The sequence below is a fragment of the Phenylobacterium sp. genome, from assembly GCF_044236515.1.
GTDB lineage: Bacteria > Pseudomonadota > Alphaproteobacteria > Caulobacterales > Caulobacteraceae > Phenylobacterium.
Genome location: NZ_JBIIGK010000029.1, coordinates 1 through 26,680, shown reverse-complemented (window position 1 = coordinate 26,680; position 26,680 = coordinate 1). Strand labels below are relative to the sequence as shown.

General features: G+C 70.0%; 29 protein-coding genes. 15 read left to right on the top strand and 14 right to left on the bottom strand.

The genetic code is table 11. The features are described from left to right. Positions 1–1,119 (bottom strand): glycosyltransferase (locus ACILRF_RS05145; RefSeq protein ID WP_395671200.1); only part of this gene is annotated, 1,119 nt, incomplete at its 3' end. 51 nt (positions 1,120–1,170) lie between these two features. Then, positions 1,171–1,983: a UDP-2,3-diacylglucosamine diphosphatase gene (locus ACILRF_RS05140; RefSeq protein WP_395671199.1), complete on the bottom strand. Its 813-nt coding sequence runs from the start codon at positions 1,981–1,983 to the stop codon at positions 1,171–1,173. Positions 1,984–2,101: 118 nt separating this feature from the next. On the opposite strand from ACILRF_RS05140, the gene ACILRF_RS05135 reads away from it, so the two are divergent. Then, the gene (locus tag ACILRF_RS05135; protein ID WP_395671198.1) at positions 2,102–2,728 is read left to right on the top strand and encodes a TetR/AcrR family transcriptional regulator; all 627 of its coding nucleotides are present in this window, start codon (positions 2,102–2,104) and stop codon (positions 2,726–2,728) included. A gap of 4 nt (positions 2,729–2,732) precedes the next feature. Here the strand turns inward: ACILRF_RS05135 and rfbA are convergent, their stop codons facing one another. From rfbA to rfbB, 3 genes are read right to left on the bottom strand one after another with little or no spacing between them, the layout of a single operon-like run. Continuing rightward, positions 2,733–3,620, bottom strand: a complete 888-nt coding sequence (rfbA, locus tag ACILRF_RS05130) for a glucose-1-phosphate thymidylyltransferase RfbA (protein WP_395671197.1) — start codon at positions 3,618–3,620, stop codon at positions 2,733–2,735. Beyond that, positions 3,617–4,507, bottom strand: a complete 891-nt coding sequence (gene rfbD, locus ACILRF_RS05125) for a dTDP-4-dehydrorhamnose reductase (protein ID WP_395671196.1) — start codon at positions 4,505–4,507, stop codon at positions 3,617–3,619. Before rfbD ends, rfbA begins: the two co-directional genes overlap by 4 nt. Then, the gene (rfbB, locus tag ACILRF_RS05120) at positions 4,504–5,553 is read right to left on the bottom strand and encodes a dTDP-glucose 4,6-dehydratase (RefSeq protein WP_395671195.1); all 1,050 of its coding nucleotides are present in this window, start codon (positions 5,551–5,553) and stop codon (positions 4,504–4,506) included. Before rfbB ends, rfbD begins: the two co-directional genes overlap by 4 nt. 185 nt (positions 5,554–5,738) lie before the next feature. Between rfbB and ACILRF_RS05115 the strand changes: the two genes are divergently transcribed. Further along, the gene (locus ACILRF_RS05115) at positions 5,739–6,086 is read left to right on the top strand and encodes a DUF2200 domain-containing protein (RefSeq protein ID WP_395671194.1); all 348 of its coding nucleotides are present in this window, start codon (positions 5,739–5,741) and stop codon (positions 6,084–6,086) included. A gap of 4 nt (positions 6,087–6,090) precedes the next feature. Here ACILRF_RS05115 and ACILRF_RS05110 read toward each other — a convergent pair whose 3' ends face one another. The 5 genes from ACILRF_RS05110 to katG form a co-directional block, all read right to left on the bottom strand. Beyond that, a complete protein-coding gene (locus ACILRF_RS05110) occupies positions 6,091–7,521 on the bottom strand; it encodes a glycosyltransferase family 2 protein (protein WP_395671193.1) in 1,431 nt (476 codons plus the stop codon). After that, positions 7,518–8,564 (bottom strand): HEAT repeat domain-containing protein, encoded by a 1,047-nt coding sequence (locus ACILRF_RS05105; protein ID WP_395671192.1) that lies wholly within the window; start codon positions 8,562–8,564, stop codon positions 7,518–7,520. The genes ACILRF_RS05110 and ACILRF_RS05105 overlap by 4 nt, the downstream gene beginning before the upstream one ends. Then, positions 8,564–9,655 (bottom strand): YaiO family outer membrane beta-barrel protein, encoded by a 1,092-nt coding sequence (locus ACILRF_RS05100; protein ID WP_395671191.1) that lies wholly within the window; start codon positions 9,653–9,655, stop codon positions 8,564–8,566. The genes ACILRF_RS05105 and ACILRF_RS05100 overlap by 1 nt, the downstream gene beginning before the upstream one ends. Next, a complete protein-coding gene (locus ACILRF_RS05095) occupies positions 9,652–10,029 on the bottom strand; it encodes a PleD family two-component system response regulator (RefSeq protein ID WP_395671190.1) in 378 nt (125 codons plus the stop codon). The genes ACILRF_RS05100 and ACILRF_RS05095 overlap by 4 nt, the downstream gene beginning before the upstream one ends. A 160-nt stretch (positions 10,030–10,189) precedes the next feature. Continuing rightward, on the bottom strand, positions 10,190–12,424 hold the full coding sequence (gene katG / locus ACILRF_RS05090) for a catalase/peroxidase HPI (protein ID WP_395671189.1): 2,235 nt from the start codon (positions 12,422–12,424) through the stop codon (positions 10,190–10,192). Positions 12,425–12,785: 361 nt separating this feature from the next. Here katG and ACILRF_RS05085 point away from each other — a divergent pair, with 361 nt between their 5' ends. The 6 genes from ACILRF_RS05085 (at position 12,786) to ACILRF_RS05060 (ending at position 19,422) form a co-directional block, all read left to right on the top strand. Then, positions 12,786–13,202, top strand: a complete 417-nt coding sequence (locus tag ACILRF_RS05085; RefSeq protein ID WP_395671188.1) for a GreA/GreB family elongation factor — start codon at positions 12,786–12,788, stop codon at positions 13,200–13,202. A gap of 89 nt (positions 13,203–13,291) precedes the next feature. Continuing rightward, positions 13,292–14,770, top strand: a complete 1,479-nt coding sequence (locus tag ACILRF_RS05080) for an MATE family efflux transporter (protein ID WP_395671187.1) — start codon at positions 13,292–13,294, stop codon at positions 14,768–14,770. Between the two features lie 50 nt (positions 14,771–14,820). After that, a complete protein-coding gene (gene ribB, locus ACILRF_RS05075) occupies positions 14,821–15,948 on the top strand; it encodes a 3,4-dihydroxy-2-butanone-4-phosphate synthase (protein ID WP_395671186.1) in 1,128 nt (375 codons plus the stop codon). 41 nt (positions 15,949–15,989) lie between these two features. Next, a complete protein-coding gene (locus ACILRF_RS05070; RefSeq protein ID WP_395671185.1) occupies positions 15,990–16,727 on the top strand; it encodes a DUF72 domain-containing protein in 738 nt (245 codons plus the stop codon). A gap of 171 nt (positions 16,728–16,898) precedes the next feature. Continuing rightward, positions 16,899–18,632 carry a M10 family metallopeptidase C-terminal domain-containing protein gene (locus ACILRF_RS05065; protein ID WP_395671184.1) on the top strand — a complete coding sequence of 578 codons (1,734 nt, stop codon included), beginning with the start codon at positions 16,899–16,901 and terminating at the stop codon, positions 18,630–18,632. Between the two features lie 103 nt (positions 18,633–18,735). Beyond that, entirely contained in the window at positions 18,736–19,422 is a 687-nt protein-coding gene (locus ACILRF_RS05060; RefSeq protein WP_395671183.1) for a DUF1013 domain-containing protein, read from the top strand. A 51-nt stretch (positions 19,423–19,473) separates the two neighbouring features. On the opposite strand, the gene ACILRF_RS05055 is transcribed toward ACILRF_RS05060, so the two are convergent. Then, positions 19,474–19,647, bottom strand: coding sequence for a YdcH family protein (locus tag ACILRF_RS05055; RefSeq protein ID WP_395671182.1), 174 nt, complete (start codon positions 19,645–19,647; stop codon positions 19,474–19,476). Between the two features lie 128 nt (positions 19,648–19,775). Here ACILRF_RS05055 and ACILRF_RS05050 point away from each other — a divergent pair, with 128 nt between their 5' ends. The 4 genes from ACILRF_RS05050 to ACILRF_RS05035 all read left to right on the top strand — a co-directional run bounded on the left by ACILRF_RS05050 (position 19,776) and on the right by ACILRF_RS05035 (position 21,921). After that, on the top strand, positions 19,776–20,396 hold the full coding sequence (locus ACILRF_RS05050) for a UbiX family flavin prenyltransferase (RefSeq protein ID WP_395671181.1): 621 nt from the start codon (positions 19,776–19,778) through the stop codon (positions 20,394–20,396). Then, complete coding sequence (locus ACILRF_RS05045; protein ID WP_395671180.1) at positions 20,393–20,839, top strand: TIGR02444 family protein; 447 nt, start codon at positions 20,393–20,395, stop codon at positions 20,837–20,839. Before ACILRF_RS05050 ends, ACILRF_RS05045 begins: the two co-directional genes overlap by 4 nt. A 9-nt stretch (positions 20,840–20,848) precedes the next feature. Continuing rightward, positions 20,849–21,067 carry a YdcH family protein gene (locus ACILRF_RS05040; RefSeq protein WP_395671179.1) on the top strand — a complete coding sequence of 73 codons (219 nt, stop codon included), beginning with the start codon at positions 20,849–20,851 and terminating at the stop codon, positions 21,065–21,067. Positions 21,068–21,135: 68 nt separating this feature from the next. Continuing rightward, the gene (locus ACILRF_RS05035; RefSeq protein WP_395671178.1) at positions 21,136–21,921 is read left to right on the top strand and encodes a class II aldolase/adducin family protein; all 786 of its coding nucleotides are present in this window, start codon (positions 21,136–21,138) and stop codon (positions 21,919–21,921) included. Positions 21,922–21,923: 2 nt separating this feature from the next. Here ACILRF_RS05035 and ACILRF_RS05030 read toward each other — a convergent pair whose 3' ends face one another. Then, on the bottom strand, positions 21,924–22,415 hold the full coding sequence (locus ACILRF_RS05030) for a hypothetical protein (RefSeq protein WP_395671177.1): 492 nt from the start codon (positions 22,413–22,415) through the stop codon (positions 21,924–21,926). Between the two features lie 114 nt (positions 22,416–22,529). On the opposite strand from ACILRF_RS05030, the gene ACILRF_RS05025 reads away from it, so the two are divergent. Then, positions 22,530–22,685 (top strand): hypothetical protein, encoded by a 156-nt coding sequence (locus ACILRF_RS05025; RefSeq protein ID WP_395671176.1) that lies wholly within the window; start codon positions 22,530–22,532, stop codon positions 22,683–22,685. Positions 22,686–22,705: 20 nt separating this feature from the next. On the opposite strand, the gene ACILRF_RS05020 is transcribed toward ACILRF_RS05025, so the two are convergent. Continuing rightward, positions 22,706–25,108 carry a penicillin acylase family protein gene (locus ACILRF_RS05020; RefSeq protein WP_395671175.1) on the bottom strand — a complete coding sequence of 801 codons (2,403 nt, stop codon included), beginning with the start codon at positions 25,106–25,108 and terminating at the stop codon, positions 22,706–22,708. Positions 25,109–25,246: 138 nt separating this feature from the next. Further along, positions 25,247–25,966, bottom strand: coding sequence for a GGDEF domain-containing protein (locus ACILRF_RS05015; protein WP_395671174.1), 720 nt, complete (start codon positions 25,964–25,966; stop codon positions 25,247–25,249). Between the two features lie 146 nt (positions 25,967–26,112). Between ACILRF_RS05015 and purE the strand changes: the two genes are divergently transcribed. Together purE and ACILRF_RS05005 are read left to right on the top strand one after the other, a co-directional pair. Further along, on the top strand, positions 26,113–26,604 hold the full coding sequence (purE, locus tag ACILRF_RS05010; RefSeq protein ID WP_395671173.1) for a 5-(carboxyamino)imidazole ribonucleotide mutase: 492 nt from the start codon (positions 26,113–26,115) through the stop codon (positions 26,602–26,604). Position 26,605: 1 nt separating this feature from the next. After that, on the top strand, positions 26,606–26,680 hold a 75-nt coding region (locus ACILRF_RS05005; protein WP_395671201.1), incomplete at its 3' end, for a hypothetical protein.

Here is a 26,680-nt window from a genome sequence, read left to right as displayed (position 1 = left end):
CCCGGAGGCCATGGCCTCGAGGATGACCAGGCCGAAGGTGTCGGTGAGCGAGGGGAAGACGAAGACGTCGGCGCAGGCGTAGTGAGCGGCCAGCTCCTCCCCCGACTTCGGGCCGACGAACACCGCCTGGTCGTACTTGGCCTTGAGCTCTTCGAGCTGTGGCCCCGGGCCGACGACCACCTTGGTTCCCGGCAGGTCGAGGCCGAGGAAGGCCTCGATGTTCTTCTCCACCGCCACCCGCCCGACATAGAGGAAGACCGGCCGCGCCAGGCCCTCGAAGACGTCCGGCTCGCTCTTCTTGCGCGGCTGGAAGATGTCGGTGTCGACGCCGCGCGACCAGGCCGAGATGTTGCGGAAGCCGTGCTGCTCCAACTCGTCGCGCATCGTCGGGGTGGCGACCATCAGCCGGCCCGACGGCTTGTGGAACCACTTCATGTAGGCGTAGCCGGCGGCCAGCGGCAGCGGCAGGCGAGCCGAGACATATTCCGGGAAGCGGGTGTGGTAGCTGGTCGTGAACGGCAGCTTCCACTCGACGCAGATGCGCCGGGCGGCGAGGCCGATCGGGCCCTCGGTGGCGATATGGACGGCCTCGGGCTCGAAGGCCTTGAAGCGCTCCTGCACCGGCTCGTAGGCGCCCAGGGCGACCTTGATCTCCGGATAGGTCGGCAGGGGGAAGGTCTTGAACTCGTTGGGGTGGATGACATCCACCGTGTGGCCCATGTCGCGCAGCTCGCCTACCACGCGCGTCAGGGTGCGGACGACGCCATTGACCTGCGGCTCCCAGGCGTCGGTGGCCAGCAGGATGCGCAGCGGCTTCTGGCTGTCGCGGGCCGAGGCGATGGCTTCACGCACCCGCGGCATGGCCCTCGGCCGACGGGCCGGGTGGGGCGAGACGGCCTGGTTCTGCATATAGGCCCAGAAGGCGCCGAGCAGAGCCTCCTTGGTGGGGAAGTGCCGGTAGACGGTGCGCTCGCCGAGGCCGGCGTCGCGGGCGATCTCGGCGAAGCTCAGGTCCTCCAGGGTCGAGGTTTCGAGCTGGCGACCGACGGCGCGCAGGATCTGCTCGCGCGTCTCCTCCCGCTGACGGTCCCGCGACGTCGGAAGCGAGGGCGATTTCATGACAGTCGACCTGTCACGAGTTGCTTCGGCGTGTCAATCTGACGCGCTTCCTCAGGCGGCGATCGGCTCGGCCGCCAGCGCCGGGCGATCGACCCGCGGCAGCAGGGCGGCGTGGGAGATCTTCGACCATTCGAGGATCTCCAGGCGGCCGTCCGGATGTTCGACCAGGGCGGTGCAGCTTTCCACCCAATCGCCGTCGTTGATGTAGGTTATGCCGTCGATCTCGCGCATCTCGGCCTTGTGGATATGGCCGCAGATGACGCCGTCGACGCCGCGGCGGCGGGCCTCGTCGGCGACCGCCTGTTCGAAGTTCTCGATGAACTGCAGGGCGTTCTTCACCCGCTGCTTCAGGAAGGCCGAGAAGCTCCAGTAGCCGAAGCCGAGGCGCCGGCGCAGGCGGTTGGTCAGGGTGTTGGCGGCCAGCAGGGTGCGGTAGGCCCAGTCGCCGAGGAACGCGAGCCATTTGGCGTGCTGCACGACCCCGTCGAACTCGTCGCCGTGGGTGACCAGGAAGCGCCGGCCATCGGCGGTCTCGTGGATCGCATCGCGGGCGACGACGACGCCGCCGAAATGGACGCCGCAGAAGTCGCGGATGCGGTCGTCGTGGTTGCCGGGGACGTAGGTGACCGTCACCCCCTTGCGCGCCAGGCGCAGAATCTTCTGGACGACGTCGTTGTGACTCTGCGGCCAATACCAGCCGCTCTTCATCTTCCAGCCGTCGACGATGTCGCCGACGAGATAGAGCTGGTCGCATTCCATATGCTTGATGAAGTCGAGCAGCATATCGGCCTGGCAGCCGCGGGTGCCGAGGTGGATGTCGGACAGGAAGACCGTCCGGTAGCGGCGAATGTCAGGATCGCTCACAGGCCAACTCCCACCCGTTGCATCCCTCCGGCGCTAGGCTGATTGCGTGTCGCTTTCGTGAAACCCGGTTCTGTGGGGGTGGCCCTGCGACATCGCGGCCTGTAGTAGGGCGGCCCCGATGGACAGCTCCGCCAAAGCCACGCCGAAATCCAGGCGCACCCGCACCCGCATTCTCGATGCGGCCATGGGGCTGTTCGCAGAGGTGGGCTATCACGCCACGAGCAACGGGATGATCGCCGACGCCGCCAAGATGACGCGGGGGGCGATGCTCTATCACTTCCCGACCCGCGAGGACCTGGTCGAGGCGGCGGTCGCCCACATCGAGGCGGCGCGGGCCCGATTGTTCGAGGCGGCGGGGGCGCAACCGCACCCGCCGGGGGTCGACGCCGCCGAGCACGCCATCGACGCCTACTGGTCGCTGCTGCACGAAATCCCGTTCGTGGCGTTCGCCGAACTGGAGGCGGCCGCGCGCACCGACGCCATGTTGCGCGAGCGCCTGGCGCCCGCCCAGGCCGCGTTCGACCGCGCCCAGGTCGGCGCAAGGTTCGGCGCCATGGTCCAGGCCGGCGACGATCCCCGGTTCCAGACCAGCCGCGATCTCGGGCGATTTCTGCTGGAAGGCCTGGCCAAGGGCGCGATGACCTACGACGAGGCGGCGCGCCGCGAACGGCTGCTGGCGGTCGTCAAGCGGGCGGTCCGGATGCTGAACCGCAAGGGCGACGTCCACGAATTGTGGACGGAGTAGGTCTCTACTCCGCCAGTTCCGGCGGGCGGTCGGCGAGGTCGTGGAGGTAGCGGCCGTATTCGCTCTTGGCCATGCGGGCGGCGAGGTCGAGGAGCTGGCGCTTGTCGATCCAGCCCTGATGGTAGGCGATCTCTTCCAGGCAGCCGATGCGCAGGCCCTGACGCTGCTCGAAGGTGCGGATCAGCTCGCCGGCCTGGATCAGGCTGTCGTGGGTGCCGGCGTCCTCCCAGGCGAAGCCGCGGCCGAGCAATTCGACGTGCAGTTCGCCGGCCTCGAGGTAGAGCTGGTTGAGGGCGGTGATCTCCAGCTCGCCGCGAGCCGAGCGGCCGAGGGTCTTGGCCATCTGGCTGGCGCGGCCGTCGTAGAAATAGAGGCCGGTTACCGCATAGTTCGACTTCGGACGATCCGGTTTCTCCTCGATCGAAAGGGCGCGGCCGTCGGGGGTCAGCTCGACGACGCCGTAGCGTTCCGGATCGTGGACGGGATAGCCGAAGACGGTGGCGCCGGTCTGGCGGGCGCCGGCCGATTTCAGCATCTGGCCGAAGTTCTGGCCGAAGAAGATGTTGTCGCCGAGGATCATCACGCTCGGCTCGCCGCCGATGAAGTCCTCGCCCAGGAGATAGGCTTCGGCGAGGCCGCCAGGGGTCGGCTGGATCACGTACTCGAACCGCACCCCGAGTTGCGAGCCGTCGCCCAGCAGGCGCTTGAAGCCGGCCTGGTCCTCCGGCGTGGTGATGATCAGGATCTCGCGGACGCCGGCCAGCATCAGCACCGAGATCGGATAGTAGACCATCGGCTTGTCGTAGACGGGCAGGAGCTGCTTGGAGACCGCCAGGGTCAGCGGATGCAGCCGGGTGCCGGACCCGCCGGCCAGGACGATACCGCGCCTCATGCGGCGGCTCCCTCTGTCTTGAGTTCGGCGACGATGTCGGCCAGGGCCTGCGGCCAGGGCCGGGGGATGAGGCCGAAGGTGCGTTCGAGCTTGGCGGTGTCCAGCACGCTGTAGGGCGGGCGGCGCGCCGGGGTCGGGAACTCCGCCGTGGTGATCGGCAGAACCTCCACGTCCAGACCGGCTTCGGCGACGATGGCCGCCGCGAGGCCGCGCCAGGTGACCTGACCGGCGTTGGCGAAGTGGAAGACGCCCCAGCGCGGGTCGCCGGCCGGCGCAGCCGCCAGGGCCGACGCCTGGGCCAGGATGAAGGCCGCGATGTCCGCCGCCGCGGTCGGGCGGCCAAGCTGGTCGTCGACGACGCGCAGGGGCCCGCCGCCGGCGGCGAGCCGCAGCATGGTCTTCACGAAGTTCTTGCCGTGGGCCGAGACCACCCAGGAGGTGCGCAGGACCAGGGCGCGCGGCGTCGCCGCCAGCACCGCCTGCTCGCCCGCCGCTTTCGATCGGCCGTAGGCGCCGGGCGGCGCGATGGGGTCATGCTCCGTATACGGAGCGCTGTGGTCGCCGGCGAAGACGTAGTCGGTGGAGATGTAGACGACGCCCGCGCCGACCGCCTCGGCGGCGGCGGCGATGGCCCCGGGCGCGACGGCGTTAACCGTCTCCGCCAGCTCCGGCTCGCTCTCGGCCTTGTCGACGGCGGTGTAGGCGGCGGCGATGACCACGAGGTCGGGCCGCGCGGCGCGCACGGCGGCGGCGCAGGCCGCGGGATCGGCAAGGTCCGCCTCGGCGCGGGACAGGGCGCTGAGCGAGAGGTCGCGGCCGGCCGCCTGGCGCAGAAGCTCGATCCCGACCTGTCCGGTGGTCCCGAACTGCAGGACGCGGATCGTCATGCCTTGACGAGGCCCAGGCGTTCGGAGGCGAAGCCGCGCTCGCGGATCCGCTGGGTCCAGCCCGGGTTCTCGACGTACCAGCGGACGGTCTCGGCCAGGCCGGCCTGCAGGCCGACGCGCGGGGTCCAGCCGAGCTCACGCTCGATCTTCGAGGCGTCGATGGCGTAACGGAAGTCGTGCGCCGGGCGGTCGGTGACGAAGGTGATCTTGTCGGCGTGCGGGGTGTTGGCCGGGGCCACCTTGTCGAGCTCGGCGCAGATCATCCGGACGACGTCGATGTTGCGGTGGTCGGCGTCGCCGCCGATGCAGTAGGTCTCGTCCAGCTTGCCGTTGGCGAGAACCGTCAGCAGGGCGTCGGCGTGATCTTCCACGTGCAGCCAGTCGCGGACCTGGCGGCCGTCGCCATAGACCGGGATCGACTTGCCCTCCAGGGCCCGGGTGATCACCGTCGGGATCAGCTTCTCGGGGAATTGGTAGGGCCCATAGTTGTTCGAGCAGTTGGTGATCACCACCGGCAGCTTGAACGTGCGCCCCCAGGCGCGGACCAGGTGGTCAGCCGCCGCCTTCGAGGCCGAATAAGGGGAGGTCGGGTCGTAGGGGGTCTCTTCGGTGAACTCGCCGTCTTCGCCGAGAGCGCCGAACACCTCGTCGGTGGACACGTGGTGGAAGCGGAAAGCCGACCTGCGCGGCTCTTCGAGGCTCGCCCAGTAGTCGCGGGCGACCTCGAGCATGACGGCTGTGCCGACGATGTTGGCGCGCACGAAGTCGAGCGGACCTTCGACCGAGCGGTCGACGTGGCTTTCGGCCGCCAGGTGCATCACCGCGTCGGGCTGGTGGTTGCGGAAGACGGCCTCGACGGCGGCGCGGTCGCAGATGTCCGCCTGTTCGAAGGCGTAGGCCGGGTGGTCCGCGACCGAGGCGACGTTCTCGAGATTGGCGGAATAGGTCAGGGCGTCGAGGTTCACCACCCGCGCGCCGTCGGCGATCGCCTTGCGCACCACGGCGGAGCCGATGAAGCCGGCGCCACCGGTAATCAGGATCTTCATGCGCTCTTTCTGGTCTCTCGCGGCCCCAGCCGCCGCAGCCATCCACGTCCCCCGCCCCGTCTTACAACGAAACGGCGAGGGCTCAACCTTCGGGGCTAGAGACGGCGCCGCTTCGCCTTCGCCCTAGGGAGAGGGGACGGGCCAGGGCGTTGACCGCCGGGGCCATTTTCGGCGTCACTTCGACCATGACCCACCGCATCTACAGCACCAGCTTCGCCAGCGTGTACCCGCTCTACGTCGCCAAGGCGCGGAAGAAGGGGCGGACGCAGGGCGAAGTCGACGCGGTGATCCTCTGGCTGACCGGCTACGATGAGGGCCAGCTCGAGGCGCACCTGGCCGCCAAGCCGGATTTCGAGACCTTCTTCGCTCAGGCCCCGGCGATGAACCCGGCCCGGGAGCGGATCACCGGCGTCGTCTGCGGCGTACGCGTCGAAGCGGTCGCCGAGCCGCTGATGCGGGAGATCCGCTACCTCGACAAGCTCATCGACGAGCTCGCCAAGGGCCGGCCGATGGAGAAGGTCCTGCGCGCCTAGCGGTTCAGCGCTTGGCGAAGCCCTTGCGGGTCATGACCCCCCAGCTTTCCGACTTGCGCAGGAACTGCCAGGTGCCGCGGAGGCGCCAGAGATTGTTGATCTGCCGATAGCCGAAGTTCTCGATGATCGCGGCGCCGAGCAGGATCAGGAGGCTGCGAGCCGTGGGGAAGCGGCGCAGTTCGACCTCCTCAAGGGCCAGGGCGCCGGCGCTGACCGCGATTCCGAAGCCGAAGGTCACGGCCATCAGGGCCCAGAGATAGTCGATGGACAGGATGCCCGCCGCCCACAGCGTCGGGATCAGCAGATACCCGAGGATTTCCACCACCGGGCCGAGAACGTCGACCAGCAGGATGTGACCGAAGCCCAGGGCGCCGACCCGGCCGTAGCGCGGGTTGAAGAGCATGTCCTTGTGCTTGACGAAGGTCTCGAGGGCGCCGCGGTGCCAGCGGGCGCGCTGGCGGCCGAGGACGGCAAGATCCTCCGGGGCCTCGGTCCAGCAGACCGGCTCGGCGACATAGTCGATGCGGTAGGGCCGCCGGGTCTCGCGGAAGTGGCGGTGCAGCTTGACGACCAGCTCCATGTCCTCGCCGACCGTGCCGAGGCTGTAGCCGCCGACCTCCAGGGCCGCCTGGCGGCGGAAGAGGCCGAAGGCGCCGGAGATCACCAGCAGGGCGCCGACCCGGCTCCAGGCCAGCCGGGCCATCAGGAAGGCGCGCAGGTATTCGATGGTCTGAAGGAGGGCCCAGATGTTGCGCGGCAGGCCGACCTTCGTCACCCGGCCGGAGCGCACCTCGCAGCCGTTGGCGATGCGGATCGTGCCGCCGACGGCGATCACCCGGTCCGGGTCCTCGACGAAGGGTCGCACCGCCCGCAGCAGGGCGTCGGGCTCAAGCAGCGAGTCGGCGTCCATGGAGCAGACGATCGGCGAGCGCGACAGGTTGAGGGCGGCGTTGAGGGCGTCGGCCTTGCCGCCGTTCTCCTTGTCGACGACCACGAGCCGCGGCTGGTTGGCGGCGGCGTAGACGCCGCGGATCGGCTTGCAGGGGGCGGTCAGATGGTAGCTGCGGTGGACCCTTTCGAGCTCGAAGGCGTCGATCAGGACCTGCAGGGTTTCGTCCTTCGAGCCGTCGTTGACGACCAGCACCTCGAAGCTCGGGTACTGCAGCGCGAGCAGCGAGCGGACGCTTTCGACGATGGTCAGGGCCTCGTTGTAGGCGGGGGCCATCAGGGTGATCGGCGGCGCCGCCTCGGCGTAGCGGCGCCACAGCAGGCTGGAGCGGGGGTTCGGCGGCTCGGCGGCCAGGGCCCGGGCGGCGAGGTACAGCTGGATGAGGTAGAGCAGGCTCTGCAGCAGGCCGACGGCGATGACGGTCGCGGCGATCCATTCCGCCGACTGGGTCAGCCACTGGCCGGCGATGGCGAGATATCCGCTCACAGGTTCCGCTCCGCCAGCGCCATGGCCGCGACCCTTTGGGCCTGCGGGTCGTCGGAGGCGGCGGCGTGCTGCAGCCGTCTGACCCCGACCTCGCCGAGGCGTGCGAGGGCCTCCCCGGCCCGGAAGCGGACCCACCACTCTTCGTCGGAGAGCAGGGCGGCGAGCGGTTCGGAAAGTCCGCCGAAGCTGGCCATGCCGCAGGCCTCGGCCGCCGCGGCGCGCACAGGCCATGCGGGGTCGATCAGCGCCGTGGCCAGGGTAGGCTCCGACATCGGGTGCTGCAGCAGGCCAAGTCCGCGGACGGCGGCGGCCCGGACCTCAGGCTCGGCGTGCTTGGCGTGGGCGGCGATCGCCGGGATCAGCCGGTAGTCGCCCGCCGAGCCGAGGGCCTCGACGATCAGCGCCCGCTCCGAGGGCGGCAGCGCCGGGTCGGCGAGCCGGGCCAGGGCATCGGCGGTGTCGGCGACGACCGCGCGGCGCAGCACCTCGATCAGCAGGCGCGAGGGCTGGGCCGGGTCGCGGGCGATCTCCTTCAGGACCGGGTCGAGGGAGGGAGAGCCCTCGCCGTGGGCCAGGGCCTGGAAGGCGAGGTGGCGGACCTGAGGGTCGTGCTGGCGCGTCGCCGACCACAACGCCTCGCGCGCCTCGTCGTCATCTAGGACGGCCAGCGCCTCAAGGCAGACCAGGCGGCCTTCGCGCGAGCCGCGCCGCAGACGGCCCTTGAGGATCGACGGCGCCCCCATGGCGCAGAGCTCGGACAACACCCGTTCCTGGTCGGCGCCGCGGATCAGGCCCTGGAACTCCATGATGGCCTCCGCCATCAGCTGCGGATGGCGGATGTAGGGGGCCATGCGGTCGGCGGCGGCCTGGTCGCCGGACAGCATGCCGAGCATCGCCCGGGTGACCGCCGAGCGGCGGGCGATCAGCGTCCGGCCCCGCGCCTCGCGCACCAGGCGGATGGCGACCAAAGCCAGCACCCAACTCAGAGAGGCGGCGACCAGCCCGAGCGCCGTCCACCAGACCAGGGCGAGGGTCAGCACCATCAGAACCGGCGGGTCAGGGCGACGGCCAGTTCCTCGCGCTCGTAGGCGCCGCGGTCCTCGCGCGAGACGTCGAGACGCACGCTGGTGGCGTCGTTGACGGCGATCGACGCCCCGGCCGACACGGCGCGGACGTCGACGGTGACGCCCTCGGCGCTTTCGGGAGCGTCGGCCCAGCCGGCGAACAGGGTCAGCCGCGAGGTGGCGGCGTAGGCGAGACGCAGGGCATAGCCGCTTCGGAAGTCGTCACGCTCGTCGAAGGTGTTGATCGAGCGGGCGGTCAGCTCGATCCGCGGGCCGCTGAGGACGGCGAAGGGGTGGACGCCCCGGACGTCGCCGACGGCATAGCGCTGCCACTGCGCCTCTGCGCCGAGGCGCAGCCGCCAGTCGCCGCGGCCGCCAGCCGCGACCGAGCCGCCGAGCCGGGCGCCGAATTCGGGGCGATAGTCGGCGTCCGGCGCGCCCCCGATCGCGACATAGGCGTCCGCGCCGCCATCGAAGCGACGGCTGAACAGACCCTCGGCGTAGATGTCCTCGATGCCGAAGCGACGCGTCCGCTCGACGTTGAGGGCGACGACGTCGTCGCCGGAGCGGCGGCTCAGAGCGGCCGAGGTCAGCCGCCAGCTTCCAAGCCCCTTGGTCAGGCGGCTCTCGGCGTGGGCGAGGTCGAAGCGCCAGGCGCGCTCACGCCCGGGATCCGCCGCCGCCGCCGCCGCGGCGGCGAGGTCCGCGTCCAGCTGGCGAGCCTCGGCGTTGACCGGCTGGGCGGCCAGCAGCGGGGCCAGGCGCGATTTCGCGCGATTACGGTCGCCGGAGAAATAGGCGCTGCGGGCGTAGGCCAGGCGGGCGTCGCCATAGCCGGGCGCCAGCCGCAGGGTGTTCTCAAGGGCGCGATCGGCGTCGGCCCAGCGCTTTTCGGCCAGGTAGGCGAGGCCGAGGTTCAGCCAGACGTCCGCGTCGGCCGGGCGCTCGCGGGCCAGGCGCTCGAAGGCAGCGACAGCCTCGGCGTTGCGGCCGGCCAGGCGCGCCTCGACGGCGGCCGCCATGGCGGGATCCGCCGCCGCGGCCTGGACCAGAACGAGCAGGGCGCTCAACGCGTCACCGGCGCCAGACGGGCCACCCGAGCGACCAGCTCATCGGGGTTGAAGGGCTTGGCCAGATAGTCGGCGGCGCCGAGCTGCAGGGCGCCGACGATGTCCTCCTGGCGCTTCAGGGCGGTCAGCATGATCACCTGCACGCCCGTCAGCTCCGGATCGGCTTTCAGCCGCCGCAGCGCCTCGAAGCCGTCGACCACCGGCATCATGGCGTCGAGAATCAGCACCGGCGGCTTCATGCGCCTCGCCTCGGTCAACGCCATCTGGCCGTCCTCGACGGCCACCACGGCATAGCCGCAGGCGGTCAGCTTGTGCTCGACGATCTGGCGCAAGAGCGGGTCGTCGTCGGCGATGAGAACCAGTGGCTGAGGCATGATCGGGCAGCTTGCAGTGAACGGTCGTCTCGGTCCCAGGTTGTCCTACACAACAGCCGGGCGAGCCGGAAGGCAACATACGTAAACACCGCAGCCCGCACATGCGGGAAGCCGCCGCGCCCGGCTGGAGCTTGCGGCCCCGGCCGGGCGGGTGGCTGGATCAGACCCGCGCCGACCGCGGCAGGTCGAAGCGGTCGGCGTTCATCACCCTGACCCACGCCCGGACGAAGTCGCGCACGAAGGTCTCGCCGGCGTCGTCGGAGGCATAGACCTCGGACAGGGCCCGCAGCTGGGAGTTGGAGCCGAAGGCCAGGTCCGTGCGTGTGGCCGTCCACTTCTCTTCGCCGCTGCCGCGACACGACCCGACGTAGACCTCGTCGCCGCGGTCATCGACCTGTTTCCAGGCGGTGTTCATGTCGAGCAGGTTGACGAAGAAGTCGTTGGTCAGTCGGCCCGGCCGGTCGGTGAGGACGCCGTGGGTCGCCCCGCCGTGGTTGACACCCAGCACCCGCAGGCCGCCGACGAGGACGGTCATTTCCGGGGCGCTGAGGCCGAGCAGCTGGGCGCGGTCGACGAGCAGCTCCTCGGTCGGGACGCTGAAGCGGACCTGCAGGTAATTGCGGAAGCCGTCGGCGCGCGGTTCCAGGACCTCGAAGCTTTCCGCATCGGTCTGTTCGGCCGAGGCGTCCGTGCGGCCGGGGGTGAACGGCACCTCGATGCGATGGCCGGCGTCGGCGGCCGCCTTCTCGATCCCGGCCGAGCCGCCGAGCACGATGAGGTCGGCGATCGAGACCTTCTTGCCGCCGGACGCGCCAGCGTCGAACTCGGCCTTGATCGCCTCCAGCGTCTGCAACACCCGGGATAGGTGCTGCGGCTCGTTGACCTCCCAGTCCTTCTGCGGCGCCAGGCGGATGCGCGCGCCGTTCGCGCCGCCGCGGTGGTCGGAGCCCCGGTAGGTCGCCGCCGAGGCCCAGGCGGTGCGGACGAGGTCGGCGACGGAGAGACCCGAGGCCAAAAGCCTGTCCTTCAGCGCGCGGACGTCCTCGGCCTCGATGAGAGGGTGGCGGACCGGCGGGATCGGGTCCTGCCAGATCAGGTCCTCGGCCGGGACCTCCGGGCCGAGGTAGCGGGCCTTCGGACCCATGTCGCGGTGGCACAGCTTGAACCAGGCGCGGGCGAAGGCGTCCGCGAAGGCGGCCGGATCGTTCCTGAACCGCTCCGAGATCTGGCGGTAGGCGGGATCCATCTTCAGGGCCATGTCGGCGGTGGTCATCATCGTCGGCACGCGCCGGTCGGGACTGTGGGCGCCCGGGGCGAGATCTTCCGGCTTCTGGTTGACCGGCTGCCACTGCTTGGCCCCGGCCGGGCTGCGCACCAGCTCGTAGTCGTAGTCGAGCAGCATGCGGAAGTAGTTCATCGTCCAGCGCGTGGGGGTCGGGGTCCAGGCGCCTTCCAGGCCGCTGGTGATGGTGTGGTCGGCCATGCCGGACTCGTGGCTGGAGGTCCAGCCGAGGCCCTGCTGGGCGATGTCGGCGCCCTCCGGCTCGGCCCCGACCTTGGCCGCGTCGCCGGCTCCGTGGCACTTGCCGAAGGTGTGGCCGCCGGCGGTCAGGGCGACGGTTTCCTCGTCGTTCATGCCCATCCGCAGGAAGGTGGTCCGCATGTCGCGGGCCGACTTGAGCGGGTTCGGATCGCCGCCCGGGCCCTCCGGATTGACGTAGATCAGGCCCATCTGGATGGCGGCCAACGGCTCTTCCAGCGCGCGGCCGGACTCCTCGTCGATGCGGGTGAGGTTGCCCTCATGGCCGACCCACTGCTCCTCGGTGCCCCAGTAGATGTCCTTCTCGGGCTCGAACACGTCCTTGCGGCCGCCGCCGAAGCCGAACACCGGCGCACCCATGGACTCGAAGGCGACATTGCCGGCCATGATCATCAGGTCGGCCCAGGAGAGCTTGCGGCCGTACTTCTTCTTGATCGGCCACAGCAGCCGCCGCGCCTTGTCGAGATTGGCGTTGTCCGGCCAGCTGTTCAGTGGCGCAAAGCGCTGGCTGCCCGAGCTCGCCCCGCCGCGACCGTCCCCAGTGCGGTAGGTGCCGGCGCTGTGCCAGGCCATGCGGATGAAGAACGGACCGTAGTGGCCATAGTCGGCCGGCCACCACGGCTGGCTGTCGGTCATCAGCGCCGTCAGGTCGCGTTTGACGGCCTGGTAGTCGAGGGTCTGGAACTCGGCGGCATAATCGAAATCGTCGCCCATCGGATCGCCGCTGCGTCCGTGCTGGTGGAGGATTTCGAGGGAAAGCTGATTGGGCCACCAGTCCCGGTTGGTGCGGCCGAGCAGGGTGCGTAGCGCGGCCGGCTCCTTCTTGGGGTTGGACAGCGGGCTGTTGTCATCCATGGCCGGTCCTCCGTTTGGGCCGACATTGGGCGAGCCTTGGCGGAATTCCGCAAACCGAAAGATTCTATTCCGCCCATAGACCGGGCCGATCACCGCGGTTTGACAATCGGGGCCGGCGCACCCACCTGTCTTCCGTCATGTGTATTTCCTCCGCGCACTCGCGCCGGACGCATCACGCCGGACGCCTCGTCGCAGGCCTCTGAACCCGGGACCGTATAACGCCGTGGGCGTGGTCTCGGGGCGAACCCCTCATTTTCTCAATCTGAACTGACGCGGCCGGCGGGTCCGAACGATCCGCGCCCCGTCTGCTGGGCGGCGAGCGCCGCCCGATCCGCGGATACCTGCCGCGAAAGGACCTCCCATGCATGCTTTCCTTGATGACTTCCAGCAACCGGTCGTCCGCGTCGCCGACGCCGACTACGATCGGCTGGAGACCCTGTCGCGCACCGCCCGAGGCGCGGGCGCCGACCTCCTGGGCCGCGAGCTCGATCGCGCCCGCATCGTGCCTGACAACCAGCTCGACGCCGAGACCCCGTTCGTCCGGCTGGGCGGCCGGGTGGAATACCTCGACCTGCTGAGCGGCCGCCTGCGGGAGGTCGAACTGAGCGTCCCGGAAGACGCCGACATCGACGCCGGCCGCCTGTCGGTGGTCTCGCCGGTCGGCGCGGCGCTGATCGGCCTTTCGGCCGGCGACAGCTTCGGCTGGGCGGGCGACAACGGCCGACCGCACGTCGTGGTGGTGCAGCAGGTTTGGGCGCCGTCGGCCGCGCCGGCCTGATACTGGCGCGCAAAAGCCAGGCGGCGACCCGTTGAGCCGGGCGACGGGGAGTGGCTTATTGCGCGCCCATCGCGGCGCGCGGAGCCTCCTTGACCCAACCTGCCTCTCGATCGCCGTCGGCCGCCAAGCGCCGGGACCTGACCACCGGCCCCATCGGCTCGACGCTGATCCTTTTCGCCCTGCCGGTGCTCGGCTCGAACGCCCTCCAGTCGCTGAACGGCTCGGCCAACGCCATCTGGGTCAGCCATGCGCTGGGCGAGGTGGCGCTGGCGGCGACGGCGAACGCCAACCAGATCTTCTTCCTGATGCTGGGGGCGGTGTTCGGCGTATCGATGGCCGCCAACATCATGATCGGCCAGGCGATCGGGGCGAAGGACATCGCCGCGGCCCGGCGGGTCGTCGGCTCGTGCACCACCTTCTTCCTGGCGCTGTCTCTGGCGGTCGGGGCGGCGGGCTACCTGCTGACGCCGGCGATCCTCTCAGCGATGGGCACGCCGGCCGAGGCCCGGGCCGAGGCGATCACCTACCTGCGGGTGATCTTCGGGGCGATGCCGTTCTTCTACTTCTTCACCTTCCTGATGATGGCCCAGCGGGGGACGGGGGACTCGCGCACGCCCTTCCTGTTCTCGGCCCTTTCGGTGCTGCTGGACGTGATCCTCAACCCGCTGCTGATCCTCGGCGTCGGGCCGCTGCCGCGGATGGAGATCGCCGGATCGGCGACCTCGACCCTGATCGCCCAGACGGTGACGCTGGGCGCGATGCTGGTCTTCCTCTACCGCCGCGGCTCGATCCTGGTGCTGCGTCCCTCGGAGTGGGGCCTGCTGAAGCCGGATCTCGTCGTGGTTCGCGCCCTGTTGCTGAAAGGCGTGCCGATGGGCTTCCAGATGATCGTCGTCTCGGTGGCGGCGGCGACGATGATGGGCCTCGTCAACCGCTACGGCGCCCACACCTCGGCGGCCTATGGCGCGGCCACCCAGCTGTGGACCTATGTGCAGATGCCGGCCATGGCGCTCAGCGCCGCGGTGTCGGCCATGGTCGCCCAGAACGTCGGCGCCGGCCGCATGGACCGGGTGGAGAAGGTGGCGCGGGTCGGTTGCCTGTGCGCCATCGTCGGGGCCGGCGTTCCCATCGCCCTGCTCTACGTGCTGGACCCGTGGGTGCTGCGGGCGTTCCTGCCGGGAGACAGCCCGTCGCTGCCGATCGCCATCCACATCAATTCGATGGTGCTGTGGGGGTTTGTGCCGTTCGGCGTGGCCTTCATCTTCTCCGGCGTGGTGCGGGCGACGGGCGCGGTCTGGCCGCCGCTGCTGGCGATCATCATCGCCCTGTGGGTGGTGCGAATCCCGCTGGCCAACCTGCTGGAGCCGACTCTGGGCGCCGACGCGATCTGGCTGAGCTTCCCGATCGGCAGCTGTACGGCGGTGCTGCTCGCCGGCGGCTACTACCTGTGGGGCGGCTGGCGCAAGGGCAGGATCCTGCCGACCACCAGCCCGCGGGGCGAGGCGCCGGACACCGGCCTGTCGCCGCCGGCCGGGGCCAAGGACGTCGAGCCGGCGACCGCGCCCTGACGCATCAAGGGCTGCGCTGGGGCGCAGAACGTGATTTAGGGCTGGCCGACATGAGCGACGCCATCAATTCCGACCCCACTTCGCCCCAGTCGGCGATCAGCCCGATCGAGGACATCATCGAGGACGCCCGCAACGGGCGGCCCTACATCCTGGTCGACGCCGAGGACCGCGAAAACGAGGGCGACGTGATCATCCCGGCGCAGTTCGCGACGCCGGAACAGATCAACTTCATGGCCAAGCACGCGCGCGGCCTGATCTGCCTGTCGATCACCGCCGACCGGGCCCGGCAGTTGCGCCTGCCGCCGATGTCGATCGACAACCAGTCGGGTCACGGCACCGCCTTCACCGTCTCGATCGAGGCGCGCGAGGGGGTGACGACCGGCATCTCGGCCCACGACCGGGCCCACACCATCGCGGTCGCCGTCGACCCGACCAAGGGCGCCCAAGACGTCGTCTCGCCCGGGCACGTCTTCCCGCTGGTGGCCAAGGACGGCGGGGTGCTGGTCCGCGCCGGCCATACCGAGGCGGCGGTCGACATCAGCCGCATGGCCGGCCTGAACCCGGCCGGGGTGATCTGCGAGATCATGAAGGACGACGGGTCGATGGCGCGCCTGCCGGACCTGATCGCCTTCGCCCAGCTGCACGGCCTGAAGATCGGCACGATCGCCGACCTGATCGCCTACCGCCGCCGCACCGAGCGGCAGGTCGAGCGGGTGCTGGAGCGACCGTTCGAGAGCGCCTTCGGCGGCAAGTTCCGCATGGTCGTCTACCGCAACATCCTGGACCAGACCGAACATCTGGTGCTGACCAAGGGCAAGATCGACCCGGACAAGCCGACGCTGGTGCGCATGCATCGGGTGGACCTCGCCACCGACATGTTGGGCGCGGTCGAGGCGCGGCGGGAATATGTGCCCAAGGCGCTGGCCGCCATCGCCGACTACGACGGGGCGGGCGTGGCGGTGTTCATCCGCGACCCCAACCCGCACTGGCTGTCGGAACGCTACGGCGAGGGCGTGTCGGATCCGGGTGGGGCGACGCTGCGCGACTACGGCATCGGGGCGCAGATCCTGCTCGACCTCGGGGTCCGCGACCTGCTGCTGCTGAGCTCGTCTCAGACCGTGCTGCCGGGCTCGAGCGGCTACGGCCTGCGCATCCTCGGGCGGGCGCCTTTCGACTGAGGCTCCGCATCCGCCGGACGGCGAGGGGCGTTGATGCGCCCATGGCGGACCTGCGCATCGGTTGTTCCGGCTGGGCCTACAAGGACTGGAAGGGACCGTTCTACCCGGCCGACCTGAAGGACCCGGCGCGGCTCGACTTCTACGCCGGGCGGTTCGACACCGCCGAGATCAACGCCAGCTTCTATCGCCTGCCCTCGGAGGCGGCGGTGGCGGGCTGGGCCGCCGGCGTCCCGGAGGGCTTCACCTTCGCCTGGAAGGTCAGCCGGTTCATCACCCACAACAAGAAGCTCAAGGACTGCGCCGACAGCGTCGCCCTGGTGTTCGGGCGGATGGCCGGGCTTGGCGCGCGCGGCGGGCCGGCGCTGATCCAGCTGCCGCCGCAGCTGCACCGCAACGACCAGCGGCTGGCCGACTTCCTGAAGCTGCTGCCGGCCGGTCGGCACACGGTCGAGTTCCGCCATCCGTCCTGGTACGCGCCTGAGGTGATGCGCATCCTGTCCGACCATGACGCGGCGCTGTGCATCTCCGACCATCACCATGCGCCGGCCCCCTGGGAGGTCACGGCCTCGTTCGTCTATGTCCGCGGGCATGGACCCGGCGGGCGATATCACGGGCGATACGGCCAAGAAGAGCTGACGACCTGGGCGGGACGGATCGCGGAATTCCGCGGCCGGGGGCTCGACGTCTATGCCTACTTCGACAACGACATCAAAAGCGCGGCGCCGCAAGACGCGGCCGTCTTGCTGAATATTACCGGAAGAGCGCCCTATAGTTCCTGATACAGTGACGGTTGTGGCGACTGCGCCAACCTGACGCAAGATTGTTCATCTAGGATTTAACCTGGCGCGTATACATTTGACCGGCGCGCCATTGATGCGCCGCCGGTCCGGGCGATCGCCGGGCGGACGCCGTCTCCTTGGTCTGGGCGGCGAAGCTTCAGAAGGTTGCCGGTGTCCACCATCTTCGAACCCGCTCTCCGCTTTGCGAGCCCTGCGGGCGCCGAGGCCGAACGCTGCGGCTGTCCGGTGTGCCTGGGCCAGGCGGTGGTCATCGAGAAGGCCCCGGACGAGACCGGGCCGCAGGCCTATCTCGGCGGCGAGGAGCGCGACAACGCCACCGTCGACGGCAAGCCCAGCTACACCATCGAGGAGGCCGCCAACCAGATCGTGCGCGGCGGCCCCGGCTGGTCTGACGACCTGCGCACCCCGTTCACCGTCAGCTATGGCTTCCGCGCCAACGCGCCCGGCCAGATGCCCGACGATTCCGCCGGTTTCTCGCGCTTCTCGACCACCCAGATCGTCCAGGCCGAGAACGCGCTGACCTCCTGGGCCGACGTGGCCAACATCCGCTTCGTGCGGGCCGGCGCCGGGACCAGCGGCGAGGCGGCCTATTCCGACAACGCCGCGATCCTGTTCAGCAACTATTCGTCCGGCGTCGAAGGCGCCTCGGCGTTCGCGATGTATCCCGGGTCGACCAACCCGGCGGCGCGCGCCGGCGACGTGTGGGTCAATTCCGGCTTCGCCTACAACGCCAATCCGACGGCCTCGAACTATGGCGGCATGGTCCTGGCGCACGAGATCGGCCACGCCATTGGCCTCGCCCACCCGTCGGAATACGACGCGTCCGACGATCTCGAGTTCAACTACGACGATCATGCCGGGTACTATCAGGACAGCCGTCAGTACACGGTGATGAGCTACTTCAGCGAGAGCAACACGGGGGCGAGCTTCGGTGGCTCCTATGCGTCTGCGCCGCTGCTCGACGATATCGCCGCCGCCCAGCTCGAGTACGGGGCCAACATGGCGACGCGGACGGGCGACACCGTCTACGGCTTCAACGCCACCGCCGATCGCGCATGGTTCACGGCGGCGTCGAGCTCGACCAAGCTGATCTTCGCGGTGTGGGACGCCGGCGGAACCGACACCTTCGACTTCTCCGGCTATTCGCAGGCGGCGATCATCGACCTTCGGGCCGGGTTCTTCTCGGACGTCGGCGGTCTGCGCGGCAACGTCGCCATCGCCCAGGGCGTGGTCATCGAGAACGCCAAGGGCGGCATCGGGGCCGACCGCATCGCCGGCAACGCCGCCGACAACGCCCTCTATGGCGGCGGCGGCAACGACACCCTCGACGGCGGTCTGGCCGGCCGTGACTTCATCCGCGGCGAGGACGGCGCCGACTCGATCTCCGGCGGGGCCGAGTTCGACGACCTGCACGGCAACCGCGGCAACGACACCGTCGCCGGCGGCGACGGCGGCGACTGGGTGGTCGGCGGCCAGGAGAACGACCTGCTGATGGGCGATGCGGGCGACGACATCGTCTACGGCAACCTTGGCGACGACAACCTCTACGGCGGCTTCGGCGCCGATCTGGTCCGCGGCGGCCAGGGGACGGACACCCTGCGCGGCGAGGCCGGCGACGACTGGCTGTCAGGCGACCGCGGCTCGGACACCGTCACCGGCGGCGCCGGGGCGGACATCTTCCACAGCTCGCAGGACGCCGGCCTCGATCGCATCACCGACTTCAGCTACGCGGAGGGCGACCGCGTGCAGCTCGATCCCGGCACGACCTACGCCCTTCGCCAGTCGGGAGCCGACACGCTGGTCGACATGGGCGGCGGCAACCAGATGGTGCTGGTCGGGGTGCAGCTCTCCGGCCTGCAGCCCGGCTGGATCTTCGGCGCTTAAACGCCTCAAGGGGGAACGCTTTTCTCCGCCTGAAATCCGGCCTATAGAGAAATCCTCACCGCCCGGCCGAAAGGCCGGGCGCCTTCATTTCTGGACAAGCCGAATGACCACCGAAATCCTGATGCCGAAGGCGACCGCCGTCTGGCTGGTGGACAACACCTCCCTGACCTTCGACCAGATCGCCGACTTCTGCGGCCTGCACCCGCTGGAAGTGAAGGGCATCGCCGACGGCGAGGTGGCGCGCGACATCCGCGGCGCCGATCCGATCGCCAACGGCCAGCTCAGCCGCGACGAACTGGACAAGGCCGAGAACAACGACAAGTACCGCATGGTGGCCCAGAAGAGCCGTCACGCCGAGCTGCTGAAGCCGGTGAAGAAGGCGCCGCGCTATACGCCGGTCTCGCGCCGCCAGGACCGTCCCGACGCCATCGCCTGGTTCGTCCGCAACCACCCGGAAGTCGCCGACGCCCAGATCGCCCGCCTGCTCGGGACCACCAAGGCGACCATCGACCAGGTCCGCAACCGCCAGCACTGGAACGCGGCCAACATCAAGCCGGTCGACCCGGTGACGCTCGGCCTCGCCACCCAGCTGGAGCTGGACGCCGTCGTGAAGAAGGCCGCCGACAAGAAGGCCAAGGACGACGCGCGTCGCGGCATCGTCGAGCCGGACGGCCCGACCCTGCGCCCGGCGTCCGAGACCGGCCTTGTGGACGCCGATCATGACGATCAGGACGCTCCGGCCTTCGAGGCCCGGAGCTATGACGACGCCGCGGACGGCGACGAGGACTGAGCTCTGAAATGAGAAAGGCCGCCGCCCCTTCCGGAGCGGCGGCCTTGGTTTCTAGTGCATCCGCTCTCGGAGGGATTCCATCTCCTCCTTGAGCCTGAGCTTCTGTCGTTTGAGGTCCTTCAGTCGGTCATTGTCGGCGGCGGGCCTGCGCATCTCTTCCTGAATCTGCTGGTCCAGGGACTGGTGGCGGGATCCGAGTTCCCGGATCCGGGCTTCCACGGCCATGACGTCACGTCTCCTCGCTGATGGGACGGACAAGTGAACACCCGCTTTCCCCACCTGTCAGATCACATATGTTTGCTTCCGGTCGCGCTGGATCGCGCCGGCCGGGTCGGCGTTTGGGAGCCCCGTCGATGAGCGGAACGGACGGTTCAAGGCAGCCCACGAGGCTGGTGGTCGGCGTCTCCGGCGCGTCCGGTGCGACCTATGGCCTGCGGGTGCTGGACGCCTGCCGCGAGCTCGGCGTCGAGAGCCACCTGATCGTCTCCAAGGCCGCCGCCCTGACCCTGTCGCAGGAGGCGGGGCTCAGCCTCGCCGAGGCGGCGGGCCGGGCCGACGTCGTCTACCGCGTCTCGGATGTCGGGGCGGCGGTGGCCTCCGGCTCGTTCCCGACGCTCGGGATGATCATCGCCCCCTGTTCCGTGCGGACCATGAGCGAGATCGCCACCGGCGTGACCTCATCGCTGCTGACCCGCGCCGCCGACGTGACCCTCAAGGAGCGCCGCCCCCTGGTGCTGATGGTCCGCGAGACGCCGCTGCACCTCGGCCACCTGCGGACCATGGTGCAGCTGGCCGAGATGGGGGCGGTGATCGCCCCGCCGCTGCCGGCCTTCTACGCCGGCCTGACCAGCCTCGAGCAAATGGTCGACCAATCCGTCGGCCGCGCCCTCGATCTCTTCGGCCTGTCGTGGAAGCCGGTCCGCCGCTGGGGCCAGGACATCGGCCCGGCGGCCGCCGAGACGCAGGACACATGAGCGATATCTGGGCGTGGTCGACGGCGGCCTACGCCCGGCCGGGCGTGGCCGACCTGTGCCTCAATTTCCAGGACAGCTACGGCCAGAACGTCTGCCTGCTGCTGTGGGCGGCCTGGGCGGGCGTCCGCGACGGGGTGAGCCTGGCCGAGGCGGTGGCCTTCACCTCCGAGTGGGAAGGCGCCGTCGTGCACCCGCTGCGCGCCGCCCGGCGGGCGTTGAAGGCGCCGTTCGATCCCCTGGACGAGGCCGGCCGCGAACGGCTGCGCGAAAATGTGAAGGCGGCTGAGCTCGCCGCCGAGCGGCTGCTGCTGGAAGCCCTGGCGCGGATCGACCCCGGCCCCGGCGGCGCGTCCCGCCAGGAGGCCCTCGCGGCCGCCGCCAAGGCGTGGGGGGCGCCGCCGCCGGACGCCGAGCTGGCTGCGCTGGCCGCCGCCCTGCACTAGGATCGCGGCATGAACGACGACGCCGATCCCCTCGACGAAGCCGCGCTCGAAGCGCGTCTGGCCGACCTGCGCCAGGACCACGCCGATTTCGACGCCGCGATCCAAGCGGTGGCGCTCGCGCCGGTGCCCGACATGTTGCTGATCGGCCGGCTGAAGCGGAAGAAGCTGGCCCTCAAGGACGAGGTCACGCGGCTGGAAGAGCTGCTCACCCCCGACATCATCGCCTGACGCCCGCGGTTGACGCGGCGGCCCGGCGGCGCAAGCTGCCGACCCAAGAACAGACGCGGGAGACGACGATGGCGATGGCGGCCGAGGCCGAGGTTTCGATGGCCCATGACGGCATGGCCCCTGGCGAATGGGCGGCGCGCGTCGACCTCGCCGCTGCTTATCGACTGGTGGCGCTCTACGGCTGGGACGACCTGATCTTCACGCACCTGTCGGCCCGCGTGCCCGGCCCCGAACATCACTTCCTGATCAACTGCTACGACCTGATGTTCGAGGAGATCACCGCCTCGAACCTCGTGAAGATCGACGCCGACGGCCAGCCGGTCGGTCCGTCGGCCGGGCGGCGGGTCAACCCGGCCGGCTTCACCATCCATTCGGCGATCCACATGGCCCGTGAGGACGCCCACGCGGTGATGCACCTGCACACCCCGCACGGCCAGGCGGTGTCGGCCATGGCCTGGGGCCTGCTGCCCCATACCCAGACGGCGATGATCGCCGCCCACGACGTGGCCTATCACGAGTACGAGGGCATCGCGACGGACCTCGACGAGCGCGCACGGCTGGTCGAGGACCTGGGCGCCAAGAACGCCATGATCCTGCGCAACCACGGCACCCTCACGGTCGGGGACAGCGTCGGCGCGTGCTTCCTGCGGCTCTATTTCCTGGAGCGGGCCTGCGAGGCGCAGGTTCACATGTTGGCCGCCGGCCGCGAGAACCTGCACACGCCGCCGCAAGGGGTCGAGGCGAAGGTCGCCGACCAATCCGCGCCCAAGGGCATGGGCATGCTGGCCGAGCGCCTCGCCTGGCCGGCCCTGCTGCGCAAGCTCGACCGGATCGACCCGAGCTACCGAACCTAGGGCTATTGCGCGCGGCCGACGAACACCAGCCGCGAGCTGTTGGTCTTCTGACCCTGGGCGTCGAAGTCGGTGAGCTCGCTGACGATCGCCCGACCGCCCTGGATGGAGTCGCGTTCCAGCCGGCGGACGATCCGCCCGTCCACCTTGTGCTCCAGCACCCGCCGCGTGCCGTCCAGCCGCCGCAGGACCACCTCCATCGGCCGCGCGGTGATCGTGCCGTCCGGGGCGATCCGGTAGCCGGTGGTGCGCACCGGCACGCCGTCGTAGCGGGCGACGAAGCCCATGACGTTCCGCGTGCCGTCCCGCAGGGTGTAATCGGAGAGATAGGTCTCCTCGTCGCCGCGGACGGTGATCGTCAGGACCTGCTTGTAGGCCCCGCCGGTCGACTGAGCGGCGTCATAGGTCCAGACGCCGTTGAAGGGGTCGCGGTCGGCGGCCAGGGCGGGGCCCGCCGCCAGAGCCACGGCCAGGGCCGGCCCGATCCAAGGTCTCATCAAAGTCCTCCGGTTTCTTTCTGGTGATCTCTGTATGGCGAAGGTCTCCCCTATTGGGGCGGCCTGGGCGTTGGTATGCTGCCACCGAACCCAAGGGAGATTTTTCCGATGCAAATGAGCAAGCCGGTCGGGCTGACGCAGGACGACATGATCTTCCTGCGCAAGATGCTGATCGCGGTTCTCAGCTCGGACATCACCCTGTCCGAAGAGGACGCCATCAAGGCCGCGCGCCTGATCCACCGGTTCGGGCGCCTGCCCGACGCGGACTGACTGCAAGCTCGGCACGGCCGTCAGTACCGCAGCCGCGTCACCGAGACGGCGTTGCGGCGAACGGTCTCGATCGACATGTCGATGCGCTTGAACTCATTGGCGGCGTGCAAGGGCAGCTGGTCGACGAGGTTCGGGTTGCCCTTTCCGGCCGAGTCGATGAACTGGTTCTGGCCGCCGGCCTCCACCACCGAGTAGAGCGCCGGGTCCTTGGCTCCGAGCTCCATCATCCCGGCCCAACCCTCGCCGCCGTGGTGGCGCACCGCCGGCGGGCCATAGCCGAGCTGTGCCGAGGTGCGGCGATAGAGGGTCTCGCCCGGGAGGGCGGGCTTGGCCGGATCGAGCCTGGCGGCGTCGTAGTACTTCCAGAACACCGGCGCCCGCCACTCGGTCAGCGGCTTGCCCGGGTACTTCGGCCGAAGCTTGTCCAGCGTGGCGCGGATCGTCTGCGCGACGACGGCCTCGCGGTCGCGGCCCTTCAGGTAGTCGTGCTGGAGCGGCAGCCCCGCCTCTTTGCCCTGCAGCGCGCGCAGCAGCAGGCTGGTGCGGTACTGGTGGTAGCGGCCCTCGTCGACCTTGCGCCACCAGTCGCCGATCTCGGGCCCGAAGACCACCTCCGGGGCGGTCAGCAGCCATTGCCGCCAGAGGGTTCCGCCCGGGTGGTCATAGGTCCCGTCGGCGTCGAGATCCTCATACATGCCGTTGAACGCCAACATCAGCTCGGCGGCCTGCCGCACCTCGGGGTCGGCGGACCCGGCGGCGGCCGGACGCACGTAGGCGGCGAAGAAGTCGGGGGAGGTCTGGCCGCGATCGCGCGCGCCCTCTGCGTTCCAGATCTTTCGGTTGATCTCGCGCATGTCGAGCAGGGTCAGGTTCCGCCCGTCGGCGGCCAGCCGGTTGCCGAGCCAGGTCCGATAGGTCTTGCCGATCCGCGCGTCGTCCCCCTCGCGCATCCAGGAGGTGGCCTTGCCGTTCCAGGTATGGATGTAGCCCTGCTTCGGATTGACCATCCGGGGATACTCGCGTGGGCTCAGGAAGCCCTCCCACTCGTACTCGCCGGTCCCAGGGGTCGGCAGGCGGCCGTCGGCCGAAGCCGGCCGTTTGGGCAGCCGGCCCGCCTCCCAGTAGGCGATGTTGCCGGCGTCGTCGGCGTAACAGACGCCCAGGTTCCAGGCCAGGCGGCCGACGGCCTTCTCGAATTCGGCCATGTTGCGGGCCCGCGCCATCTCCACCGCGCCGACCCAGCTTTCCAGCTCGTGGCCGCGTTCACTGTTGCGCTGGGCGTAGGCGACGCCGTTGGCCGGATCCCACTTGATGACCGGACCGTGAACCGTCCAGGCGACCTCGTGCGTGACCGGCGCCGCGCCCTTCACCCGGATGGTTTCGGTGCGGACCTCCATGCGCCGCCATTGACCCTTGAACCAGTATCGATGGCGGTCGGCGGGATCGAGCTTCTCGGCATAGGTGTCGGTCGTCTCGGCGTGGCCGGAAGTCATCAGCCAGCCATGCCGCGCCGAGCGGCCGAGGATCGGCGGGCCCCAGCCGGCGTGGCTGAAGCCGGCTGTGTTGAAACCGCCGCCGACCAGATGCGATTCCGGCCCGTCCGAGGTCGCCTCCATCAGCAGCGGCCGGCCGCTGGCCGACTTCTGCGGGCCGATCACCAGGCAGCGGCTGGCGCCGACCACCGGCTCGGCCCGTTGCGGCGCCTCGCGCAGGGCAGCGAGACCGGCGGTCATCAGCGGCGGCGCCGCCACGGGGACCGCCTGCGCCGGCGCCCGGTCCTCACCCGGCGGGATGATCAGCGGCGAGTCCGGGTCGCTGAGCGGTACGACGTCGTCGAAGATCCGACGCCCGACCGTCGGGCCGTGGCGCTCGCTCATCGCGTTGAGGAAGGCGAGGTTCTGCAGCTCGTAGGTGTTGCCGTGCGGGGCGGCGATGTAGCTGAGGAAGTCGGTCAGCGTCCAAGGGGTCGGCTTGATCCCCCATTTGCCGAACTCGTACGGCGTCTTGGTCGCCGGTTCGGCCAGGGCCTCGGCGATGGCGCGGTTCAGACCGTCGACATAGGCCCGCATCATCCCCTGGTGTTCGGCCGGAAGGGCGGCGAACATCCGCATCAGCTCGGCCTCGGACAGCAGTTCGTCACGGGCCTGCTTGTCGGCCTCGACGAGGCCGGGCCCGAGGATTTCGGCCCGCGTGCCGTTCTTGGTGCGGCGGTTCAGTTCGATGTGCGCCAGCCGGTCCTGGCCCTGGCTGTAGCCGAGGCCGTACATCACGGCGGCCGAGGTCGCACCTTCGATGTGGGGCACGCCGTAAGCGTCGCGGTAGATCACCACCTCGCGCACCGGGGAGCCCTGCGCGCCCGCCACCCCCGACGACAGGAGCACCGCCGTCGCGGCCGCGATCATCGCCCGACGTCTGGCTGTCATGGAACTCTCCTTGCGACCAGCCGAGGTTAGGTTACGCGAACTGACCCGATGACACGGCCAAAGCGCGGGCGGCGGCAAGATCAAATCCACGACCGCCGCGGTGTCCGACGATCACCGGTCGGCCGGCAGGCGCGACCCTCAGCCGGCCCGGCGGGCGCGCTTGCGAACGTACATGGCCGCGTCGGCGCGCGCGACGATGGTCTCCGGCTCGAGGTCCTGCGTGATCTCGCACACGCCGTAGGCGACGCGCAGCGGGGCCGACCAGTCGCCGAACTGCAGGGGCTCGCGCTCGACGGCGCGGGCGAGGGCGGCGGCCTTGGCCTCGGCGGTGGCGGCGTCGGCCTGGACCAGGATGACCGCGAACTCGTCGCCGCCCATCCGGCCGACGACGTCGCTGTCGCGGACATTGGCGGCCAGCCGTTCGGCCACCGCCTTCAGCGCCGCGTCGCCGGCCGCGTGGCCGAACCGGTCGTTGACCCCCTTGAGGTCGTCGAGATCGAAATAGGCGAGGCTGGCGGCCGAGCCGTAGCGCAGCGCGAAGGCGCGGACGCGGCCGAGTTCGCGGACGAGGGCGCGGCGGTTCAGCAGCGGGGTCAGGGCGTCCCGGTCCGCCAGGCCCTCGACCTCCTGCAGCCGGGCCTTGAGGCGGCTGACCTCGCCGCGCAGGTCGTCGATCTCGCCGAGCAGGGTCTGGACCGCGGTGCGGACCGCAGGGGTCATGTCCGGCTCGGTCAGGCCGAGGAACTCGGTGGTGTCGGGTTGGCGGGCGGCGCCGGGCCGGGCGGCCGAGCCGGCCTGCTCCAGCGCCCGGCGGCGCATGGTCGAAAAGGTTTCGTTGCGGGCGCCGAAGATCTTCATGGAAAGGCGATCCAGCCTTGAGAGAATCGAACACCGACAGGGGTTTGAGTTAAATCCTATGCCAGTTGGTTGCGGGCGCATAGCCGGCGCCTATACTCCGCCGCCTTCCGGGCCGGGGCCCGCCGCTGTTTAGAAATCGACCGCACATGAGCGCCACCGTGCCCGTCGCCATCATCATGGGCAGCCGTTCCGACTGGCCGGTCCTGCGCCACGCCGCCGAGATGCTGGAGAGCCTTGGGGTCTCCTACGAGGCCAAGGTGGTCTCGGCCCACCGCACCCCGGACCGCATGTACGCCTTCGCCAAGGGCGCCAAGGCGGCCGGGTTCCAGGTGATCATCGCCGGGGCCGGCGGCGCCGCGCACCTGCCGGGCATGACCGCCTCGCTGACCGAGCTGCCGGTGCTGGGCGTGCCGGTGGAATCGAAGGCCTTGAAGGGCATGGATTCCCTGCTTTCCATCGTCCAGATGCCGGCCGGCATTCCGGTCGGCACCCTCGCGATCGGCGAGGCCGGGGCGAAGAACGCGGGCCTGATGGCCGCCAAGATTCTGGCCCTGTCGGACGCCGGGATCGCCGCCAGGCTGGCGGAGTTCACGGCCAGGCAGACCGAGAGCGTGGCCGAGACGGTCGAGGACGCCTGACGTGCAACCGCTGGCCCCTGGCTCGACGATCGGCATCCTCGGCGGCGGCCAACTCGGCCGGATGCTGGCCCAGGCC

Bases quoted from the DNA above. Each gene is read 5' to 3' on its own strand.
- ACILRF_RS05135 (WP_395671198.1), top strand. From the start codon at position 2,102: ATGGACAGCTCCGCCAAAGCCACGCCGAAATCCAGGCGCACCCGCACC.
- rfbA (WP_395671197.1), bottom strand. From the start codon at position 3,620: ATGAGGCGCGGTATCGTCCTGGCCGGCGGGTCCGGCACCCGGCTGCAT.
- rfbD (WP_395671196.1), bottom strand. From the start codon at position 4,507: ATGACGATCCGCGTCCTGCAGTTCGGGACCACCGGACAGGTCGGGATC.
- rfbB (WP_395671195.1), bottom strand. From the start codon at position 5,553: ATGAAGATCCTGATTACCGGTGGCGCCGGCTTCATCGGCTCCGCCGTG.
- ACILRF_RS05115 (WP_395671194.1), top strand. From the start codon at position 5,739: ATGACCCACCGCATCTACAGCACCAGCTTCGCCAGCGTGTACCCGCTC.
- ACILRF_RS05105 (WP_395671192.1), bottom strand. From the start codon at position 8,564: ATGGTGCTGACCCTCGCCCTGGTCTGGTGGACGGCGCTCGGGCTGGTC.
- ACILRF_RS05095 (WP_395671190.1), bottom strand. From the start codon at position 10,029: ATGCCTCAGCCACTGGTTCTCATCGCCGACGACGACCCGCTCTTGCGC.
- katG (WP_395671189.1), bottom strand. From the start codon at position 12,424: ATGGATGACAACAGCCCGCTGTCCAACCCCAAGAAGGAGCCGGCCGCG.
- ACILRF_RS05085 (WP_395671188.1), top strand. From the start codon at position 12,786: ATGCATGCTTTCCTTGATGACTTCCAGCAACCGGTCGTCCGCGTCGCC.
- ribB (WP_395671186.1), top strand. From the start codon at position 14,821: ATGAGCGACGCCATCAATTCCGACCCCACTTCGCCCCAGTCGGCGATC.
- ACILRF_RS05070 (WP_395671185.1), top strand. From the start codon at position 15,990: ATGGCGGACCTGCGCATCGGTTGTTCCGGCTGGGCCTACAAGGACTGG.
- ACILRF_RS05060 (WP_395671183.1), top strand. From the start codon at position 18,736: ATGACCACCGAAATCCTGATGCCGAAGGCGACCGCCGTCTGGCTGGTG.
- ACILRF_RS05055 (WP_395671182.1), bottom strand. From the start codon at position 19,647: ATGGCCGTGGAAGCCCGGATCCGGGAACTCGGATCCCGCCACCAGTCC.
- ACILRF_RS05050 (WP_395671181.1), top strand. From the start codon at position 19,776: ATGAGCGGAACGGACGGTTCAAGGCAGCCCACGAGGCTGGTGGTCGGC.
- ACILRF_RS05045 (WP_395671180.1), top strand. From the start codon at position 20,393: ATGAGCGATATCTGGGCGTGGTCGACGGCGGCCTACGCCCGGCCGGGC.
- ACILRF_RS05040 (WP_395671179.1), top strand. From the start codon at position 20,849: ATGAACGACGACGCCGATCCCCTCGACGAAGCCGCGCTCGAAGCGCGT.
- ACILRF_RS05035 (WP_395671178.1), top strand. From the start codon at position 21,136: ATGGCGATGGCGGCCGAGGCCGAGGTTTCGATGGCCCATGACGGCATG.
- ACILRF_RS05030 (WP_395671177.1), bottom strand. From the start codon at position 22,415: ATGAGACCTTGGATCGGGCCGGCCCTGGCCGTGGCTCTGGCGGCGGGC.
- ACILRF_RS05025 (WP_395671176.1), top strand. From the start codon at position 22,530: ATGAGCAAGCCGGTCGGGCTGACGCAGGACGACATGATCTTCCTGCGC.
- ACILRF_RS05020 (WP_395671175.1), bottom strand. From the start codon at position 25,108: ATGACAGCCAGACGTCGGGCGATGATCGCGGCCGCGACGGCGGTGCTC.
- ACILRF_RS05015 (WP_395671174.1), bottom strand. From the start codon at position 25,966: ATGAAGATCTTCGGCGCCCGCAACGAAACCTTTTCGACCATGCGCCGC.
- purE (WP_395671173.1), top strand. From the start codon at position 26,113: ATGAGCGCCACCGTGCCCGTCGCCATCATCATGGGCAGCCGTTCCGAC.